This is a genomic window from Staphylococcus cornubiensis (assembly GCF_900183575.1).
Lineage (GTDB): Bacteria > Bacillota > Bacilli > Staphylococcales > Staphylococcaceae > Staphylococcus > Staphylococcus cornubiensis.
Genome location: NZ_FXUZ01000001.1, coordinates 198,987 through 217,273, shown reverse-complemented (window position 1 = coordinate 217,273; position 18,287 = coordinate 198,987). Strand labels below are relative to the sequence as shown.

The 18,287-nt window shown below is 37.1% G+C and carries 21 protein-coding genes and 2 other annotated features; of the genes, 2 read left to right on the top strand and 19 right to left on the bottom strand.

Going from position 1 to position 18,287, the window contains the following annotated elements; translation table 11 throughout:
* Positions 1-9 precede the first annotated feature (9 nt).
* The 11 genes from ruvB to CCE82_RS01115 all read right to left on the bottom strand — a co-directional run bounded on the left by ruvB (position 10) and on the right by CCE82_RS01115 (position 6,793).
* Entirely contained in the window at positions 10-1,008 is a 999-nt protein-coding gene (ruvB, locus tag CCE82_RS01160; protein ID WP_086427605.1) for a Holliday junction branch migration DNA helicase RuvB, read from the bottom strand.
* 13 nt (positions 1,009-1,021) lie between these two features.
* Positions 1,022-1,621 carry a Holliday junction branch migration protein RuvA gene (gene ruvA / locus CCE82_RS01155; RefSeq protein WP_086427604.1) on the bottom strand — a complete coding sequence of 200 codons (600 nt, stop codon included), beginning with the start codon at positions 1,619-1,621 and terminating at the stop codon, positions 1,022-1,024.
* A gap of 13 nt (positions 1,622-1,634) precedes the next feature.
* Positions 1,635-2,078 (bottom strand): ACT domain-containing protein, encoded by a 444-nt coding sequence (locus CCE82_RS01150; RefSeq protein WP_019169498.1) that lies wholly within the window; start codon positions 2,076-2,078, stop codon positions 1,635-1,637.
* A gap of 27 nt (positions 2,079-2,105) precedes the next feature.
* A complete protein-coding gene (obgE, locus tag CCE82_RS01145; RefSeq protein WP_086427603.1) occupies positions 2,106-3,398 on the bottom strand; it encodes a GTPase ObgE in 1,293 nt (430 codons plus the stop codon).
* A gap of 129 nt (positions 3,399-3,527) precedes the next feature.
* Positions 3,528-3,812 (bottom strand): 50S ribosomal protein L27, encoded by a 285-nt coding sequence (gene rpmA / locus CCE82_RS01140; RefSeq protein WP_014613716.1) that lies wholly within the window; start codon positions 3,810-3,812, stop codon positions 3,528-3,530.
* A 10-nt stretch (positions 3,813-3,822) separates the two neighbouring features.
* The gene (locus CCE82_RS01135; protein ID WP_014613715.1) at positions 3,823-4,143 is read right to left on the bottom strand and encodes a ribosomal-processing cysteine protease Prp; all 321 of its coding nucleotides are present in this window, start codon (positions 4,141-4,143) and stop codon (positions 3,823-3,825) included.
* 2 nt (positions 4,144-4,145) lie between these two features.
* Positions 4,146-4,454: a 50S ribosomal protein L21 gene (rplU, locus tag CCE82_RS01130; RefSeq protein WP_014613714.1), complete on the bottom strand. Its 309-nt coding sequence runs from the start codon at positions 4,452-4,454 to the stop codon at positions 4,146-4,148.
* A gap of 11 nt (positions 4,455-4,465) precedes the next feature.
* Positions 4,466-4,539, bottom strand: a sequence feature (ribosomal protein L21 leader region).
* 35 nt (positions 4,540-4,574) lie between these two features.
* Entirely contained in the window at positions 4,575-5,090 is a 516-nt protein-coding gene (mreD, locus tag CCE82_RS01125; protein WP_086427602.1) for a rod shape-determining protein MreD, read from the bottom strand.
* Positions 5,090-5,926, bottom strand: coding sequence for a rod shape-determining protein MreC (gene mreC, locus CCE82_RS01120; RefSeq protein ID WP_086427601.1), 837 nt, complete (start codon positions 5,924-5,926; stop codon positions 5,090-5,092). The genes mreD and mreC overlap by 1 nt, the downstream gene beginning before the upstream one ends.
* Positions 5,927-6,090: 164 nt before the next feature.
* Entirely contained in the window at positions 6,091-6,231 is a 141-nt protein-coding gene (locus CCE82_RS13005; RefSeq protein WP_167370950.1) for a hypothetical protein, read from the bottom strand.
* 85 nt (positions 6,232-6,316) lie between these two features.
* Entirely contained in the window at positions 6,317-6,793 is a 477-nt protein-coding gene (locus tag CCE82_RS01115) for a DUF4930 family protein (RefSeq protein WP_086427600.1), read from the bottom strand.
* A 171-nt stretch (positions 6,794-6,964) separates the two neighbouring features.
* Here CCE82_RS01115 and CCE82_RS13000 point away from each other — a divergent pair, with 171 nt between their 5' ends.
* Positions 6,965-7,120, top strand: coding sequence for a hypothetical protein (locus CCE82_RS13000; RefSeq protein WP_086427599.1), 156 nt, complete (start codon positions 6,965-6,967; stop codon positions 7,118-7,120).
* 568 nt (positions 7,121-7,688) lie between these two features.
* Here the strand turns inward: CCE82_RS13000 and radC are convergent.
* The 4 genes from radC to CCE82_RS01090 form a co-directional block, all read right to left on the bottom strand.
* Positions 7,689-8,372 carry a RadC family protein gene (radC, locus tag CCE82_RS01105; protein ID WP_086427598.1) on the bottom strand — a complete coding sequence of 228 codons (684 nt, stop codon included), beginning with the start codon at positions 8,370-8,372 and terminating at the stop codon, positions 7,689-7,691.
* Positions 8,369-9,085 carry a prepilin peptidase gene (locus CCE82_RS01100; RefSeq protein ID WP_206184361.1) on the bottom strand — a complete coding sequence of 239 codons (717 nt, stop codon included), beginning with the start codon at positions 9,083-9,085 and terminating at the stop codon, positions 8,369-8,371. Before CCE82_RS01100 ends, radC begins: the two co-directional genes overlap by 4 nt.
* A gap of 198 nt (positions 9,086-9,283) precedes the next feature.
* On the bottom strand, positions 9,284-10,552 hold the full coding sequence (locus tag CCE82_RS01095) for a bifunctional folylpolyglutamate synthase/dihydrofolate synthase (RefSeq protein ID WP_086427597.1): 1,269 nt from the start codon (positions 10,550-10,552) through the stop codon (positions 9,284-9,286).
* An 11-nt stretch (positions 10,553-10,563) separates the two neighbouring features.
* On the bottom strand, positions 10,564-13,194 hold the full coding sequence (locus CCE82_RS01090) for a valine--tRNA ligase (RefSeq protein WP_086427596.1): 2,631 nt from the start codon (positions 13,192-13,194) through the stop codon (positions 10,564-10,566).
* Positions 13,195-13,232: 38 nt separating this feature from the next.
* Positions 13,233-13,455: a binding site (T-box leader), on the bottom strand.
* 57 nt (positions 13,456-13,512) lie between these two features.
* On the opposite strand from CCE82_RS01090, the gene CCE82_RS01085 reads away from it, so the two are divergent.
* Positions 13,513-14,061: a DNA-3-methyladenine glycosylase I gene (locus tag CCE82_RS01085; protein ID WP_086427595.1), complete on the top strand. Its 549-nt coding sequence runs from the start codon at positions 13,513-13,515 to the stop codon at positions 14,059-14,061.
* 86 nt (positions 14,062-14,147) lie between these two features.
* Here the strand turns inward: CCE82_RS01085 and CCE82_RS01080 are convergent, their stop codons facing one another.
* The 4 genes from CCE82_RS01080 to CCE82_RS01065 all read right to left on the bottom strand — a co-directional run bounded on the left by CCE82_RS01080 (position 14,148) and on the right by CCE82_RS01065 (position 18,285).
* On the bottom strand, positions 14,148-15,230 hold the full coding sequence (locus CCE82_RS01080; RefSeq protein WP_086427594.1) for an AbrB family transcriptional regulator: 1,083 nt from the start codon (positions 15,228-15,230) through the stop codon (positions 14,148-14,150).
* A 98-nt stretch (positions 15,231-15,328) separates the two neighbouring features.
* Positions 15,329-16,615: a glutamate-1-semialdehyde 2,1-aminomutase gene (gene hemL / locus CCE82_RS01075; protein WP_086427593.1), complete on the bottom strand. Its 1,287-nt coding sequence runs from the start codon at positions 16,613-16,615 to the stop codon at positions 15,329-15,331.
* Between the two features lie 15 nt (positions 16,616-16,630).
* A complete protein-coding gene (gene hemB / locus CCE82_RS01070; RefSeq protein WP_086427592.1) occupies positions 16,631-17,608 on the bottom strand; it encodes a porphobilinogen synthase in 978 nt (325 codons plus the stop codon).
* Positions 17,608-18,285: a uroporphyrinogen-III synthase gene (locus tag CCE82_RS01065; protein WP_086427591.1), complete on the bottom strand. Its 678-nt coding sequence runs from the start codon at positions 18,283-18,285 to the stop codon at positions 17,608-17,610. Before CCE82_RS01065 ends, hemB begins: the two co-directional genes overlap by 1 nt.
* Positions 18,286-18,287 lie beyond the last annotated feature (2 nt).

Here is an 18,287-nt window from a genome sequence, read left to right as displayed (position 1 = left end):
CTCCTTCACTTATTGGCTCGTATATTTAAAGTGTTCGTATGCATAAGGTGTCGCTTTTCGACCTCGAGGGGTACGCTCTAAAAATCCTTTTTGTATGAGAAACGGTTCATAAACATCTTCAATCGTTACACGTTCCTCACCTATTGAAACAGCAATCGTATCTAATCCCACTGGGCCGCCACGATATTGTTCAATAATACAAGCCATCATTTTGTGATCGATATAATCCAACCCTTCATCGTCCACTTGAAGTAGTTTCAATGCATGCTTTGTTGTCTCAATATAAATCATATCGTCTTGTTTGACTTGCTGGAAATCTCGAATACGTTTCAGCAGACGATTGGCAATCCGTGGTGTCCCACGACTTCTTTTCGCAATTTCTAAGGCGCTTTCTTCATCAATGGCTGTGCCTAATACTTCTGCTGTTCGTATAATAATTTGCGTTAATTCTTCTTCAGTATAATACTCAAGCCTTAAATGCACGCCGAAGCGATCTCGTAATGGACTCGTTAAACTCCCTGCACGCGTCGTTGCACCCACTAGTGTAAAAGGAGGTAAATCAATACGAATACTTCTTGCTTCGTCACCTTTACCTACGATGATATCTAAAAAGAAGTCTTCCATCGCTGGGTAAAGCACCTCTTCTACGACACTACTTAATCGGTGAATTTCATCAATAAATAGTACGTCGCCGGGTTGCAGGCCTGTTAATATCGCTGCTAAATCACCCGGTCGCTCAATCGACGGACCTGATACTGTACGTAAATTAACGTCCATCTCATTTGCAATAATATGAGATAAAGTCGTTTTACCTAATCCCGGTGGACCAAAAAGTAAGACGTGATCTAATGGTTCCTCACGAATTTTAGCGGCCTGTATAAAAACATCAAGGTTTGACTTAATTGCAGATTGACCTATGTATTGTCTTAAACGCTCAGGTCGTAATGACAATTCAAATGTGTGTTCATCTACTTGCTCATGTCCATCCATCATTCGGTCTTGATCCATTTACATCACCCCTTTATGAAATCAATTGTTTTAATCCAAATTTAACAGCTTCATCAACATCATTAAACGCTTGCTGTTGCATCGCTTTTTCTACTTTCTTCAACTCACGTTTTGAGTAACCTAATGCTTCTAATGCAAGTAAAGCTTCTTGTACTGCATGCGCATCATGCTCTGGCGTTAAATCTAACAACCCTTCGCTCACTTCTTCAGTAACGACAACTTTACCTTTAAGATCTAACACAATTTGGCGTGCAGTCTTCTTACCAATACCTGGAAATTGCGTTAAATATGCATCATTTTCATTTTCAATAGCACGTTTCACTTCATTAGGTGTACTTGCTGCTAAAATAGCTAACGCTGACTTTGGTCCTATGCCTGTCACTTTGATTAAACTTAAAAACATATCCTTTTCTTCTTGGTCGATAAACCCATATAACAATTGAGCATCCTCACGTACAATCAGGGATGTGTACACTTTTACCGGATGATCTAAATGCTTTTGAAAACGATATGAGTTCGGTGTTTGAATTTCATATCCGATACCAGATGTTGTTTCAACGACGATATGGGTTGGATGCAGTGCTGTTAATTTTCCAGAAATATATGCATACATTCAATAGCGCTCCTTACATGTTCATTCCAATAATGTCTACGTTATATACATTTTCCATTTGGCGTAGTTCATTAATGATTTGATAAGGTCCCCACTTGGCGTTTCGACCATCTAATGATAATGTAATCGATGCTTTTTGGTCAGTGGGAACACTTTGATGAATCGTCAATACAGAAAGGTTTAATTCAGATAGTTTCTCAAGTATTTGTGCTAAAATACCAACTTTATCTGTCACAAATAAAATAATCGTAAAAACTTCGGTCTGTTGCTGAACATCTTCTAGCGGAAATATCGTGTCCCTATATTTGTAAAACGCACTACGCGAACAATCATGCATATCTACAGCTTCTTGAATTGTTAATGATTGATCTTCTTTCAATGATGCCTTCACTTCTAGGACACGCTTAACAACATAGGGCAACACATCTTCACGAATAATATAAAATTGATGTTTCATACCTCTTCAGAACCTCCACTCTCAATATTATTCGACAAATTCAAATTCTCCACCAAGAATACGTACAATATCTCCATTTTCAGCGCCACGTTCTCTCAATGCATCATCAATACCCATTGAGCGCATTTGTCTCGCAAAACGACGAATAGCAGGTTCGCTGTTAAAGTCAGTCATCTTAAACATACGTTCAATCGCATTGCCACTTACGACATAGGCACCGTCATCGTCACGCGTAATCGTAAACTTATCTTGTGATGGCGTATGTTTATAAAGTACACGATTCACACCAACTTGTTCCTCTTGTGCAGAGAAATCGACATCTTTCACTTCTTCAAGTGTGTTTGCAATTTCATATAACAATTGATCGATATTTTCTCGCGTATAAGATGAAATCGGTACAATTGTAACAGTTTCATCTCCAAGTTGCTCTTTAAATAACTCAAGCTGTGCCTCAGCGTCAGGCATATCCATTTTGTTTGCTACAACGATTTGTGGACGGTCTTCTAAACGTTGTGCATACGCCTTAAGTTCGTGATTGATGATTTGGTAGTCTTCATACGGGTCACGCCCTTCCATACCACTCATATCAATGACATGCACAATCACTTTCGTCCGTTCTACATGTCTTAAAAATTGATGACCTAAGCCGACACCTTCAGAAGCACCTTCAATCAGACCTGGTAAATCAGCCATAACGAAGCTACGTTGGTCACGTGTTTCTACTACACCTAAGTTCGGTTGAATCGTAGTAAAATGATACGCACCAATTTTAGGTTTTGCTTTAGAGACAATGGATAATAAAGTAGATTTACCAACACTTGGAAAACCAACTAACCCGACATCTGCCAACAATTTAAGCTCTAAAGTAACTTCAATTTCTTCACCCGGCTCACCGTTTTCACTAAAATCTGGTGCTGGGTTTTTAGGTGTTGCGAAACGAGAATTTCCTCGACCGCCACGACCCCCTTTAGCAACAACCGCACTTTGACCGTGCTCAACAAGATCAGCTAACGTTTGTCCCGTCTCAACATCTTTAACAATCGTACCCGGTGGCACTTTTAAAATAAGATCTTCAGCATTTTTACCATGCATATTACTACTTTGACCGTTTTCACCTTTTTTAGCTTTAAAATGACGTTGATATCTAAAATCCATTAAAGTACGTAAGCCTTCATCTACTTCAAACACGACTGAAGCCCCACGTCCACCATCACCACCAGCTGGACCACCAAACGGTACATATTTCTCACGACGGTACGCAGTAATACCATTACCACCATCGCCAGCTTTCAATGATATTTTCACTTGATCGACAAACATGTTTTCACCTCTTTTACTTTGTTTTCTTTAATCACGTTTTGACTATCACGTTATATTATATAACTTTTTGTTCGTTTAATATAAAAAATAAACACCAGAAGTTACCTTCTGGTGTCAAAGATTGACAAATTATTCAGCAACTGCATATACAGAAACTTGTTTTTTGTCTCGACCTTTACGTTCGAATTTAACAACGCCGTCGATTTTAGCGAATAATGTATCATCGCCACCACGACCTACGTTTTCACCTGGGTAAATCTTAGTTCCACGTTGACGGAATAAGATAGAACCACCAGTAACGAATTGACCGTCAGCACGCTTAGCACCTAAACGTTTAGATTCAGAGTCACGACCGTTCTTAGTAGAACTTACCCCTTTTTTCGATGCGAAAAATTGTAAGTTTAATTTTAGCATGAGTTACACCTCACTTCAGATTTAATTTAATATACTCATTATATTCTTCTTCAATTGTTTGTAAAGAAATAAGTAACGATTGGAGTATTAACTGAGCTTGCTCGTTATTCGTATCAACAGCTCTCACATGAAAATACCCACCATCTTCAGAATAATCAATATCTGGACGTTCAGAAGTTAAGCCAATAATGGCATTCACACTACCAAACACAACTGCTGATGCACCTGCACAGACAATATCTTGACCGTGTTCACCATAATCCGCATGACCATCCATAATGACATCTGTAATTTGACCCTCGTCGTTTAACTTAATATCAACATTAATCATGATTATGCATTAATCTTGTCGATTGTTAATTTTGTGTAAGGTTGACGATGGCCTTTTTTACGTTTAGAGTCTTTACGACGACGGTAAGTGAAAACAGTGATTTTCTTACCACGACCTTGTTTGTTAACAGTTGCAGTTACTGTAGCACCTTCAACTGTAGGCGCGCCAACTTTAACGTTGTCTCCACCAACAAATAAAACTTTATCAAAAGTGAAAGTGTCACCTTCGTTTACGTCTAATTTCTCAACGAAAATCTCTTGACCTTCTTCTACTTTGATTTGTTTTCCACCTGTTTCAATAATAGCAAACATACTTTGCACCTCCTATTTATAAGTCACGCCATACATAGGTGACGAAACGTACTTAAAACCCATGTTTGAGCGGTTGTATGTAGCTACGAACTACTCAACTATTGCATCATACCATTCGTTTTACTTCGTGTCAATAGAACGTGAGCGATTTAAAAAATAGTTTGCAGCGAAGTAAAGGAAAATGAGTAAAATCGCATTCAGCAAGAGTGTAGGTAGTATTCGGAATAATATAAATTGAAGAAGATTAAATTCAATCAATCCGATAACCAAATAGATCAAGACGACGAAAACTTCTAGAAAAACAACTCCTATCAATGTCATCACAAAGACCATCAAATGATCACGGAAAAACACTTTTAAAAACTTATCAGCAAATAGAATAGAGACGATGTAACCAAATAGGTAGACACCATAAATTTGTCCGAAAAATAAATCGTGGACCGTTCCTAATAATGCGCCGAGAATCAAAGCAATACTTGTGTTTTTATAAACCGTAATCAAGATTAAAAATAAAAAGACAAGATGGGGCACTAAAATGAATCGATGCCCCCCTATCATAATGGGTGATAAAAAAGTTAAAACTGTATCCAAATAAAACATCAGTATCGCAACGAGAATATAGTAAATAGATTTCATTATGAATTATCACCCTCATCACTTACAACCGTTTTAGGATCGCGCTTTGCAATATAAACATGGTCAAAATGATTTAAATTAGCCCCTGTTTCAATGGCAACTTGCTTAGATAAACCATATTGATCATTTTGTACTTTTTTCACTTCGCCTATGTAAAGCCCTTTAGGTAATTGATCGCCTAAACCACTCGTCACCACTTTGTCTCCAGCTTTAATGTCTTCATTGTTATCGATATCGCTAATAATTAAACGATTCGTCTTCTCATCGAAATGATCAATTAAGCCAAATACTTCGTGACCGTCATGTTGTACGTTCACTGATAAACGATTTGTTCGTCCTTTAGTCGAGATTAAATGGATTTGAGATGAAAATTGATTCACTTTCGCTACACGACCGACTAAACCATCCGCGGTCATCACTGCCATATTTTCTTTGATGCCAGATTTTTTCCCTTTATCAATGACAATCGTATTTAACCATTGGTCAGGTTGTCGCGCTATGACAGCTGCAGTAACAGGTTCATATTCAGAAATGTCACTCATATCTAATTCTTTCTTGAGCTTTTTGTTTTCTGATTTTAGACGTTCATTTTCAGCTTCTAATTGTTTTTCTTTATTCGTTGGTTTTTCAGTTTTATGAAAAATGTCCGTGATTGACCCAGCAATAAAATGAATTGGATAAGAAAAGACTCTCTGTCCAAACGAAGTCGTATCACTGACATACTGTTCTGGAACTGATTGGGAGTGCGAACGAATTGATAATCCAATTAGAGCGATAAAAAGGATTAATGCACAAAACAACACAACGAGTTTGTTGTTTTTAAAAAAATTGGACAACCTCAACACCTCAAATTATATTTCAATGTATGTACTGCTATTATTTTATATTACTCTGTAAAGTAAATAAAGTCCCATGGTGTACATTATTGATAAATATTAGAAAAAGCGAGATAGAAGTGACTGCCACACCAAATTACTCTACCTCGCTTTGATATATATCTTTATGATGATTCTTCCGATTGTTGATTTTCAGATTTTTCTTCGTCTTCCTTATACAAAGTTTCATCTTTACGCCATTTTGCAAATAAGTTTTGAGCTTTCAACTGCTCGTTACTTGATTGTGCTTTATGGTTGTCAGACATCGTAAAATCACTCCTCATCAATCTGTCTCATCCATAGCCTAACTTATCAATGTTGTTATCTCAAGTCGTACACATTATCTTAAAGTTAATCGTCTGTTTCTTGTTGATAATCACTGATTGGCTTCATTTGGATTGTAGTTCCAAGTTGATTAAGGTCATAATAAAGATCATGTTCTGTCGTATAAACTCTCATCGTATCGTCACCAAAACGATATAGGATAAACTGTGAATCTCTTTCGGCAATTAAAAATTCTTGATCATAACCCATACGTGTCATTTCATTGACTTGCATGAATTCATATTTATCTATCCAATTAAACACATTTCTCATCTGACTTTTAGGGACATTTCTAAAAATGTCGTTTTCGCTTTGAATGTAACGACGACCATTTAACGGTACAAGATAACCTTCATCATCAGTGACTTGATATACTTCTTTATCTCCAACAGGGTTCCACGGTTCATTTTTAAAATCTGGCACAAACTTTAATACAGCAAAAACGAGGGCGATGAGTAATACAATAATTATAAATAATTTAATGAGACTTTTTATTATCCGCATGAATGCCCTCCTCTATATTTACTCTCATAAACACTACTCATATCATTATACGTTATATTATAATGAATAAGATATTTAAAAGACATCCATCTGAAGCATGATAAATATAACTTAAGAACGATGTGTCTGCTTCGTGAAAATACTACAATAGAATCAAAAGGAGTGACTTCAATGAGCTTAATTGCTTTATTTATTATGATATTGCTTGCCGTCGTTCTATTTAGAGTCAGTGTTTCAATCATCGGCTTTTTAATCAGACTCGGTATTATGATATTCATTGTTTACGTTTGTTATCAATTGTTCTTATGGCTTGTGAACTATTTTTAACAATAAACATATATGTATCATCAAATGGGATGGGACTTAAAAATTTTTGATGCTATTGATGAAATATTTTTGTTAAACTTGCTCTCCTTATGGTTTGTGGTTTTTAATTGCCTTCATGGATTTGCTTTTTTGAGAGACTAGCCCTTCAACTCAATTCGGCTTGATTGAAACGTATTTGAGATGGAAACCGAATTGGATTTTCGGGGTCCGTACAGAAATCAGATGTGCAACAAAGATTTCGTCGTACTGCCCCGCAAGGCTGACTAGACTTCTCAACAGCATCAGCATTGAGAAGTCAGACAGCTACTGTGTTAAACAGTAGTCACTATCAAAGTTAAAAGTTGTTACTTTGTTTTTAACGTTATCCCTCGGGAGTCTCAGCCTTCTGGGCAATCTTAGACCCAATACAGTGAAACTGATAGCAAGTTTATGAAATCAAGAAAACAATAGCATCAATTTTTAGTATGCCATTCATCCTCATTTTCCGCCTGCTTTAAAGTCATTAACGAATCATAAATTTCTGAATGGATTGAGGCTTAAAATTTTCTATGTCCGAATCCCATATTTTTTAATCCTCCTTCGTTTCACTCAAAATAGAAACAAAGGATTCTTCGCCGATAACAATATGATCCAATAACTCTATCCCCATCGCTTCACCACATGCCATCAATCGTTGCGTCGTTTCGATATCTGCTTTTGACGGTGTTGCGTCTCCTGAAGGGTGATTATGTATCACGATAATCGCATTCGCAGACCACTTTAAAGCTGTCTTAAATACCTCTCTAGGATGAATAATCGCACTATTCAGTGTCCCAATAAACAGTGTTTCCTCATGAACAATTTGATTTTTCGTATTGAGTATAAGCAATACAAAGTGTTCTTGATCATAATCTTTAAACTTTGCATAGTAACGTTCAGCAATTTGACTTGGCGAGTGTATTGGCTCAGAAAGATACTGCTTTTTATCTTCGGCTAAGCGACGTGATAATTCAAATACAGCGAGTATAGTTGTGGCTTTATTCCGCCCTATTCCTACAAATTTTTCTAATTCTACTAAAGATAAATTTCGAAGCTCTGTTAACGAATGACATTGAGACAGAATATTTGAAGCGACTTGAAGGCTAGAATGCCCTTTGCTGCCAGTATTAATAATAATAGCCAGTAATTCTGTATTGGATAGCGCTTGACTACCAAATTTAAGGAGTCGTTCTTTAGGTTTTTCATTTGATGATAAATCTTGAATACGTGTCATAAAAATCCTCCATAAAACAAAATCAACTTGGAATAGAGTGATGAGACTGATAAAAATGAAACAAAAATAGCCGGCACAAGTGGAACTCGGCGCTGTTGTATCCATTCAAACACTAATGAAAGCGGTAACAACAGTAAGCCTAACGGAAAAATGAATGTTAAAAAGAAGAGTAAAAATGCGTTTGGAAAGAAAAAGATGATGACAAGAAAGAGTTTAATATCTCCCATGCCGATCAAATTTTGTTGAATGAGTCCTACAATGAGCAAAACGCTCCAAACAACGATGTGTAGACAGTCTAAATAAAATGATGAATGTAATGAAAGTAACAATATCAATAATATAAATAGATATCTGTGAGGAATCAATTGGCTGCGTACATCAATGATTGCCATTGAGAGTAACAATAAAGATACAGAATAAAACGTAACGAGAGGGATGTATATAGGAATGAATAAAGGATAGACGATTAAAATACCGCCTAAAGCTTCACCTACAAATAACGATAAAGGGATTCCTTGTTTGCAATAACGACACTTGCCTTTTAAGCAACAATAACTGACTAAAGGTATTAAATCGAATGGCTTCAATTGATGTTTACACGTTTGACACTTCGACCTTTGAAAACAATGTTTAATGCGCAATGAAGGATGCTCAGCAAATTGCAGTAGAAAACTCATTAACATGCTACCTATCATAAATAACAGGACAATCATCACCTTAAAGACCTCCTAGTCGCTGTCTGACTGACAATATATGACAACACTTTTGATTGAATGCATTTATTATATGCGTATGAAGTCAGTTGGTCAAATTGCCAAAAAGCGACAAATGAGGCATAAAAAAGCAATAAAAACAAAAACCACCTTGTATGTATCACGGTTTCTCTTAATACATACAAGATGGTTAAATTTTTATGAATTAAAGTCAACTTTGGATTTAACTTCACTAATGAAATAAAGACTGCCTGTGATGAGTAATGCATCACCTTCATAATTGTTAATAAATGAGACGTAATCATCAACTATCGATTTTTGATTAAATTCAATTTCATCATATAACGTTTGTTTAGGAAGTGCTTTTGGAAAATCAAAGCCTGTGACATAAATGTGACGCGCTATATTTTGAAAAGCTTCTAACATATGATGGATTGGTTTCCCTTCAATAGCAGCAAACAAAACATCGACTTTCGGCACATTGTAATATTTTTCAATCGTATCTACTAAAGCATCCACGCTTTCTTTATTGTGTGCACCATCAATGATAATTAGCGGTTCTTTAGAAACACGTTCAATACGCCCTGTCCAATATGCATGTTCAATCCCTTCAATCATTTTGTTGAAGTCTAATTGAATTTTTTCTTGCTCGTACAATTCGATTAATGCAGTAATTGCAAGTGCAGCATTTTCTTTTTGATGTTCGCCTACCATGTGTAATGCTAAGTTTTCTAATTCATAATCTTTATAGCGATACGTAAATTCATCATCTTCTGATTTAATTAAAATATCGCGATCGAATTCTAAAGCTTTTGCATCTAATCGTTCAGCGGTATCTCTGAAATATTTTAATGCTTCCTCATTTTTAACAGCGTAAACAATTGGTGTATGCGGCTTAATAATTGCTGCCTTATCTTTGGCTATGTCTAAATATGTTTGACCAAGAATGTCCGTATGATCTAAACCGATGCTCGTCAAAATACTCATCAACGGCTGAATCACATTAGTAGAATCATTTTTAACACCTAAACCTGCTTCGACAATAACGAAATCAACCGGGTGGAGCTCACCGAAATAGAGATACATCATTGTTGTGATAATCTCAAATTCGGTTGCAACTCCTAACTCAGTTTGTTCTTCCATCATTTCACTGACAGGTTTAACACGAGCCACTAGCGCTACAATATCTTCGTTTGAAATTGGCAAACCATTTAAGCTAATTCGTTCATTAAATGTTTCAATATATGGAGACGTAAAAGTACCCACTTGATAACCATTTTTGAGTAAAGCTTCACGTAAATACACAACAGTAGAACCTTTACCGTTCGTGCCACCAACATGAATCGCTTGAATACGATGTTGCGGTTGACCAAGTTTTTCGAGCATCCATTCCATACGTTTTACACCTGGTTTAATGCCGAATTTTGTTCTTTCATGTATCCAATATAAACTGTCTAGATAATTCATAACTAAGACTCCTACGCTTTTAATTGTTCAATTCTAGCCTTAACACCATCATATTTTTCTTGGTATTTTACTTGCTTCTCTTTTTCTTCATTAATGACGTGCTCAGGTGCTTTATTCACAAAGTTGTCGTTTGATAATTTTTTATTAACGCGATCTAACTCTTTTTGCCATTTTTGTAAATCTTTCTCTAGACGTTCTAATTCCTTGTCCATATCAATGAGACCTTCAATTGGTAAAATGACTTCACCCGCTGCTACTACAGATGTCATTGCTTTTTCTGGAATCTCGATTTGAGTTTCAATTTCAAGCGTACTTGGATTGCAGAAACGTTCCAAGTAATGTTGGTTGGCCTTCAATAGTTGTTGAATCGTATCATTTTTAGCTTGAATTTTAATTGGAATTTCTTTAGATAGTGGTGTATTCACTTCTAAACGTGATTGACGCACTGATTTGATAATTTCCACTAATTGTTCCATTACATCTTTACTTTCTTCAAACATCAATGACTTATCCATTGTTGGCCATGCACTTGTCACGATTGACTCGCCTTCATGTGGTAAGTTTTGCCAAATTTGTTCAGTTACAAATGGCATAAATGGATGTAATAAACGCATAATGCGATCTAATGTGTAACTTAGAACTGAACGTGTCACGTTTTTCTGAGCTTCATCGTCACTATTCATTGGAATTTTACTCATTTCAATGTACCAGTCACAGAACTCGTCCCAAATAAAATTATACAACACACGGCCCACTTCGCCAAATTCATATTTATCGCTAAGCTGTGTGACCGTTTCAATCGTTTCATTGAGTCGTGTCAATATCCATTGATCTGCAACAGATAAATTGCCTGATAAATCAATATCTTCAAATTTGAATGAGTCACCAATATTCATCAAACTAAAACGTGCGGCATTCCAAATTTTGTTAATAAAGTTCCATACCGATTCTACCTTTTCTGTTGAATAACGTAAGTCATGACCTGGTGAAGAACCTGTTGCCAAGAAGTAGCGAAGACTGTCGGCACCATATTGATCAATCACATCCATTGGGTCCACACCGTTACCTAACGATTTACTCATCTTACGTCCATCTTCAGCGCGGACTAAACCGTGTAATAATACGTCGCTGAATGGCTTTTGACCTGTAAATTCTAAACCTTGGAAAATCATACGTGCAACCCAGAAGAAAATAATATCGTATCCAGTAACTAATACATTTGTTGGATAGAAACGTTTAAAGTCTTCTGCGTCTTCATTCGGCCAACCCAGTGTTGAAAATGGCCATAACGCACTAGAGAACCACGTATCAAGGACATCTTCATCTTGTGTCCAGTTTTCAATATCTTCAGGCGCTTCTTCACCTACATAAATTTCCCCTGTTTCATTATGATACCATGCTGGGATTTGGTGTCCCCACCATAACTGTCTTGAAATGGTCCAGTCACGAATTTCTTCCATCCAACGATTAAATGTTTTTTCGAAACGTGGCGGTACAAAATCAATACGTCCATCTGTTTTTTGATTATTTAACGCTTGTTCAGCAAGTGGTGCCATTTTAACGAACCATTGCGTAGATAAGTATGGCTCAACTACGGCACCCGAACGTTCTGAGTGACCTACTGAATGTACATGGTCATCAATTTTAATGACTAACCCTTCTTCTAACAAGTCTTTAACAAGTTGTTTACGACATTCAAAACGATCCATACCTGCGTACTTGCCGGCTTCAGCATTCATACGCCCTGCTTCATCCATCACGACGATACGCTCTAAATCGTGACGGTTACCAATTTCAAAGTCATTTGGGTCATGTGCTGGCGTTACTTTCATCGCACCACTACCAAACTCTTTATCTACATAGTCATCAGCAATAATTGGCAACTCGCGACCGACGATTGGTAAAATGACTTTTTTACCAATCACATCTTGGTAACGTTCATCATCAGGATTAACGACAATCGCTGTATCGCCAAGCATTGTTTCTGGACGTGTCGTTGCAATTTCCATGTAACCTTCACCATCTGCAAATGGATACTTGAAATGATAAAACTTGCCATTTACGTCTTCGTGAACGACTTCAATATCAGACAATGCTGTTCTCGCAGCTGGATCCCAGTTAATGATACGCTCACCACGATAAATCAAACCTTTATTGTACATGTCAACGAACACTTTACGCACAGCTTTGCTTAAACCTGCATCCAACGTAAAACGCTCTCTAGAGTAATCTAAACCAAGGCCTAACTTCGCCCATTGTTGACGGATAAATGATGCGTATTCTTCTTTCCATTCCCAGGCCTTTTCGAGAAACTTTTCACGTCCAATATCATGACGAGAAATGCCTTCTTCTCTCATTTTCGCTTCTACTTTCGCTTGAGTCGCAATACCTGCATGGTCCATACCTGGTAAGTAAAGTGTTTCATAGCCTTGCATACGTTTCATACGTGTTAAAATATCCTGTAATGTCGTATCCCATGCATGACCTAAATGCAACTTTCCAGTCACATTAGGGGGTGGAATCACAATGGTATATGTAGGTTTATCTGAGTTATCACTCGGTTTAAAAAGTTCTTGGTCTAGCCATTTTTGATATCGACCCGCTTCAACTTCTTGCGGATTGTATTTAGGTTTCATCTCCATTAAAAATCCCTCCATTAAAATAAAAAAACACCTGTCCAAAATAGGACGGATGTTCCGCGGTACCACCTATATTCAATAGTGCAGACAAACGCCTACACTACTGCTCTCTTATGATTAACGCTCATGACACGCTTTAACCTACTCAAAGTTCAATTAAAGTTCAAAACGGGCTACCTTCAGTTATTTCTTTTATGCATTTCCAGCAACCATGCACTCTCTAAAAAAAGAGGATAACCTACTCTTCCCATACACTATTTTTAATTTCATTCTTATAGTATACTGAAACGACAATGAAGTCAATACAAGGAGGAATAAAACGTGAACCCATGTGCATTTGGAACAAAAGACCCACTTTATCTTGATTATCACGACCACTTTTGGGGCAAACCACTTTATGATTCACAGGCTCTATTTGAGTTGTTGGCCCTTGAATCACAACATGCGGGTCTTTCGTGGTTAACTATATTAAAAAAGAAAGAAGCGTATCAACACGCATTTTACAATTTCGATCCTTATCAAATTGCACAAATGAGTGATGCGGATATTGATGCATTAATGACATTTCCAAACATTATTCATCATCGCCCTAAATTAGAAGCAATCGTCGCACAAGCAAAAGGCTATATTCAAATTGAGAAAGATTACGATAGCTTTAGCACGTTTCTTTGGTCATTTGTCGACGGTCAACCAGTTGATTTTAAATATCAATCCGTTGAAGAACGCATTACTGTAGATGACACTGCAAAAGCATTATCGAAAGCATTAAAAAAATATGGATTTAAGTTTATTGGCCCTGTCACAGCCTTTTCGTTTATGGAAGCTGCTGGCCTTTATAATAGCCATTTAGTGTCATGTCCCAATCGTTAGACGAGAATAGAGACAAACCTAGCAATTTCACCATCAATCTATAATCCCCATTAAAAAAGGACTTGGACGCGACATTATCCAAGCCCTCAATTTTTATTGTGACTATTTTTACGTTCTAAATATTTCAAATACAAGCTCACAAGTGGTGCAATTAAAAATAAAATAAAGAAAACACGGAAAATATGATAACTTGATATCATTGCGACATCCGCACCGATATCTAAAGCAACTAAGACGATTTGACTCATCCCACCTGGTGCTGCACCGAGAAATAATTCATCAATAGAAGCGTGATTAATAAATTGAACAAGATAAACCATCGCTAATGCACCGAAAATCAACAATACATTTTGGTAAGCAATTGCGACTGCGATTCGCCCTTTTAATTGATCAGTTAAGTGCGCAATTTGAATGCCCACACGAATCATATAAATAATTTGTGCGCCCGCAATCATTGGTGCATCGAGCGTGAATGTCAAGTTCGTTACGAAATTCCAGATGATGAGCACGACAATGGGCGCCATCAACATTTTTGTTGGAAAATGAATCCACTTCATTAATACATAAACAACCGCAATACCTAACGCGATAATAACAACATCTTGTATATTCAATACATCTGTTAAATATTGAACATTCGTTTCAGTGACACGATGCGTATGATCAGTTTTAAAGAAAAATGAGATCAATGGTACTAATAATACAACAAAGATGACGCGTGACGTTTGTGTAAGGCTGACAACAAGAATGTCTGCTTTTTTATTTTCTTCAGCCATAACAATCATCTGACTTAAAGCCCCCGGAATGACACTCAATAATGCCGTTTCTCGATTAACATGTGCAATTTTTCTAAAACCAATGGACACCACTAACGCTAAAAGCAAGATCAGCACACTGACTAAAACAATTGAGAGCCAATCATTTTTAATATCGCTCGTCACACTTTTAGTAAAGGAAGTTCCGATTTGAACACCCAGCATAATTAAACCGAGTTCGCTCAACCAAAACGGCCATTGGACATCACGTTTAAGTACTTTAACGACGAAAATACTTGCCAATATTGGTCCAAACATCCATGGCAACATGATATGCAACGCAAATAGAATCCAACCTAATAAAAGTGAAATGACGAGAACAAGTAAATTATTTAACATTTTATTTTGTGCCATGGCCGCACCTCCTTTGCCTATTTATTTCAAATCTACAAATACGATATTAAACAGATGAGGCCGGGAAAATCAGAATCTCCCAGCCTCCACGCATTTCATTACTTCTTGATGCGTTCTAAAGCCACATCGAAAGCATTGAGTGTTTTTTCAATATCTTCTTTTGTATGTGCTGTTGAGAGGAACATGCCTTCAAATTGTGATGGCGGTAAAAAGATACCTTGTTCTGCCAGTTCACGATACAACTGACTAAACATTTCTAAATCTGAACGATTCGCCTCTTTAAAGTTTGTCACTGGTCCTTCATTTAAGAAGAAACCAATCATAGAACCTGCTCTATTCACTGTTAATGGCACTTGATGTTTACCAAAGATTTCTGTTAAACCTTGTTCTAACATATCTCCAAGTTCATTAAAGTATTCATAACTTTCTGGAGTCAGTTGGCTTAATGTCATATAACCACTTGTCATTGCAAGCGGATTTCCTGACAGTGTACCTGCTTGATAAATATCGCCACTTGGTGCAATATGGTCCATAATTTCTTTACGTCCACCGAAAGCACCTACTGGCAGCCCGCCACCAATGACTTTGCCAAGACACGTTAAATCAGGAATAACGTTAAAGTAACCTTGTGCACAATTATAACCTACTCGGAAACCTGTCATGACCTCATCAAAAATGAGTAAGGCATCATTTTCTTTCGTAATATCACGTAAGCCTTGTAAGAAATTGTTGATAGGTGGGACAACACCCATATTACCTGAAACGGGTTCTACAATAACTGCTGCAATATCGTCACCGAACTCCTCAAATGCGTATTTTACAGCTTCAAGATCGTTATAAGGCACAGTAATCGTATTTTTAGCCGTACCTTCTGGAACACCTGGTGAATCAGGCAAGCCTAGAGTTGCAACACCAGAACCCGCTTTAATTAATAATGAATCACTATGACCGTGATAGTTTCCTTCAAATTTAATGATTTTATTCTTACCAGTATAACCACGGGCTAAACGTAATGTGTCTAATGTCGCTTCAGTCCCAGAAGATACCATTCTCACTTTTTCAATAGAAGGGACACGTTCAATCACTAACTCAGCTAAACGATTTTCTTCTAAAGTAGATGCGCCAAAGCTTGTGCCGCGTTCTACTACATCATGAATCGCCTCAATCACTTTAGGATCACGATGACCTAAAATCAGCGGTCCCCAACTGAGTACATAGTCAATATATTCATTACCGTCTATGTCATAAATACGACTGCCTTCACCGCGTGCCATAAAAATCGCTGGTGTGTCTACTGATTTAAATGCACGCACAGGGCTGTTAACCCCTCCTGGCATGAGTTGTTCTGCTTTTTCAAATGCTTTAATTGATTCATTATAACGCAATGCTGCCGCCTCCTATTATTGTTGATCTAAATATTGACAAATATCTTTCGCAAAGTAAGTGATAATCATGTCAGCCCCTGCACGTTTCATAGAGACCATTTGTTCCATCACTACTTTTTCTTCATCAATCCAACCATTTAATGCTGCTGCTTTAGTCATGCTGTACTCACCACTCACATTATAAGCAATAATGGGTACGTTGCTATTGTTACGTACATCGCGAATAATATCAAGGTAACTTAATGCGGGCTTTACAATCATCATATCTGCACCTTCATTAAGGTCAGATTCTAACTCACGTAATGCTTCAAGACGGTTAGCTGGATCCATTTGGTATGTTTTACGATCACCAAATGACGGTGCAGATTCTGCTGCATCACGGAACGGACCGAAAAAGCTTGATGCATATTTGATACCATAACTCATAATCGGAATATGATAGTAACCTGCCTCATCTAAACCTTGACGAATTGCCGCAACAAAGCCATCCATCATATTACTTGGTGCGATAATGTCTGCACCCGCTTTAACTTGAGAAACAGCAGTTTGAACGAGTAATGGTAATGTTTTATCATTATCGACATCATGCGTATGTGGGTCAATCACACCACAATGACCATGATCCGTATATTCACATAAGCATGTATCGGCAAGAATCAATAAATCATCATACATCGACTTCGCTAAACGTGTTGCTTTTTGAATGATACCGTCTTCAATGAATGCACCCGTACCACATGCGTCTTTTTCATTTGGAATACCAAAAAACATAATTGCACGAATACCTAGGTCATATGCTGCTTTCAATTCTTCATGTAGTAAATTTAAGCTGATTTGGTACACACCAGGTAATGATTTAATTTCGGATTTTACATCATCTTTCTCTACTACAAAAATAGGATAAATGAGATCTTCTTTTCTCACATGAGTTTCTCTTACCATATCGCGCATCACTTTTGATGAACGTAAACGTCTATGTCTGTCAAATTGCATTATTGAACCCTCTCTTCTAAAATTTTAGTAATGATTGCTTCTAAAGTTTGAATGTCAGCAATTGAACATGAATAACCATAATCTTGAAGTTGTCGTGCTGTTTGATGACCAATAACATAATAACGATCAAAGTTTTGAGGTGGACCGCTTTCGAAAAATGCTTTTACAGCCGAAGCACTTGCAAAAGTCAATGCATTCACTTGCCCGCGTTCAATGAGCCCTTGAGCCTGTTTAACATTTTCTATTAAAGTGCGCGGTGTATATAAGTCAATTTTTTTCACTTCAAAGCCACGTGACTCCAAAGTTTTATGAAGTATAGGACGTGCACGCTGACTCGATGGAATAAGGATGCGTTGTCCTTTTTGAGTTGGAAAACTGTCGAGAAAGCCTTCTTGTGAATAATCTGCTGGATAAAAGTCGACTTCCAAACCTTGTTTCTCACAAAAAGCTTTTGTTTTGGCTCCAATGACTGCTATAGAATCAAAATCTAACGCATCTAAATAAGGTAGAAAATGAACGACAGCATTTTTAGATGTAAAAACAAGCCAATCATAGTGATGACGTAGCACAGATTGATCAAATGGAAGTGGCTCAGTCGTCATGAATGGAAGATGAACGATTTCTGCACGTTGATCATTAAAACGATGTGTTTGGGTCATCACTACAATAGGCTTCATGC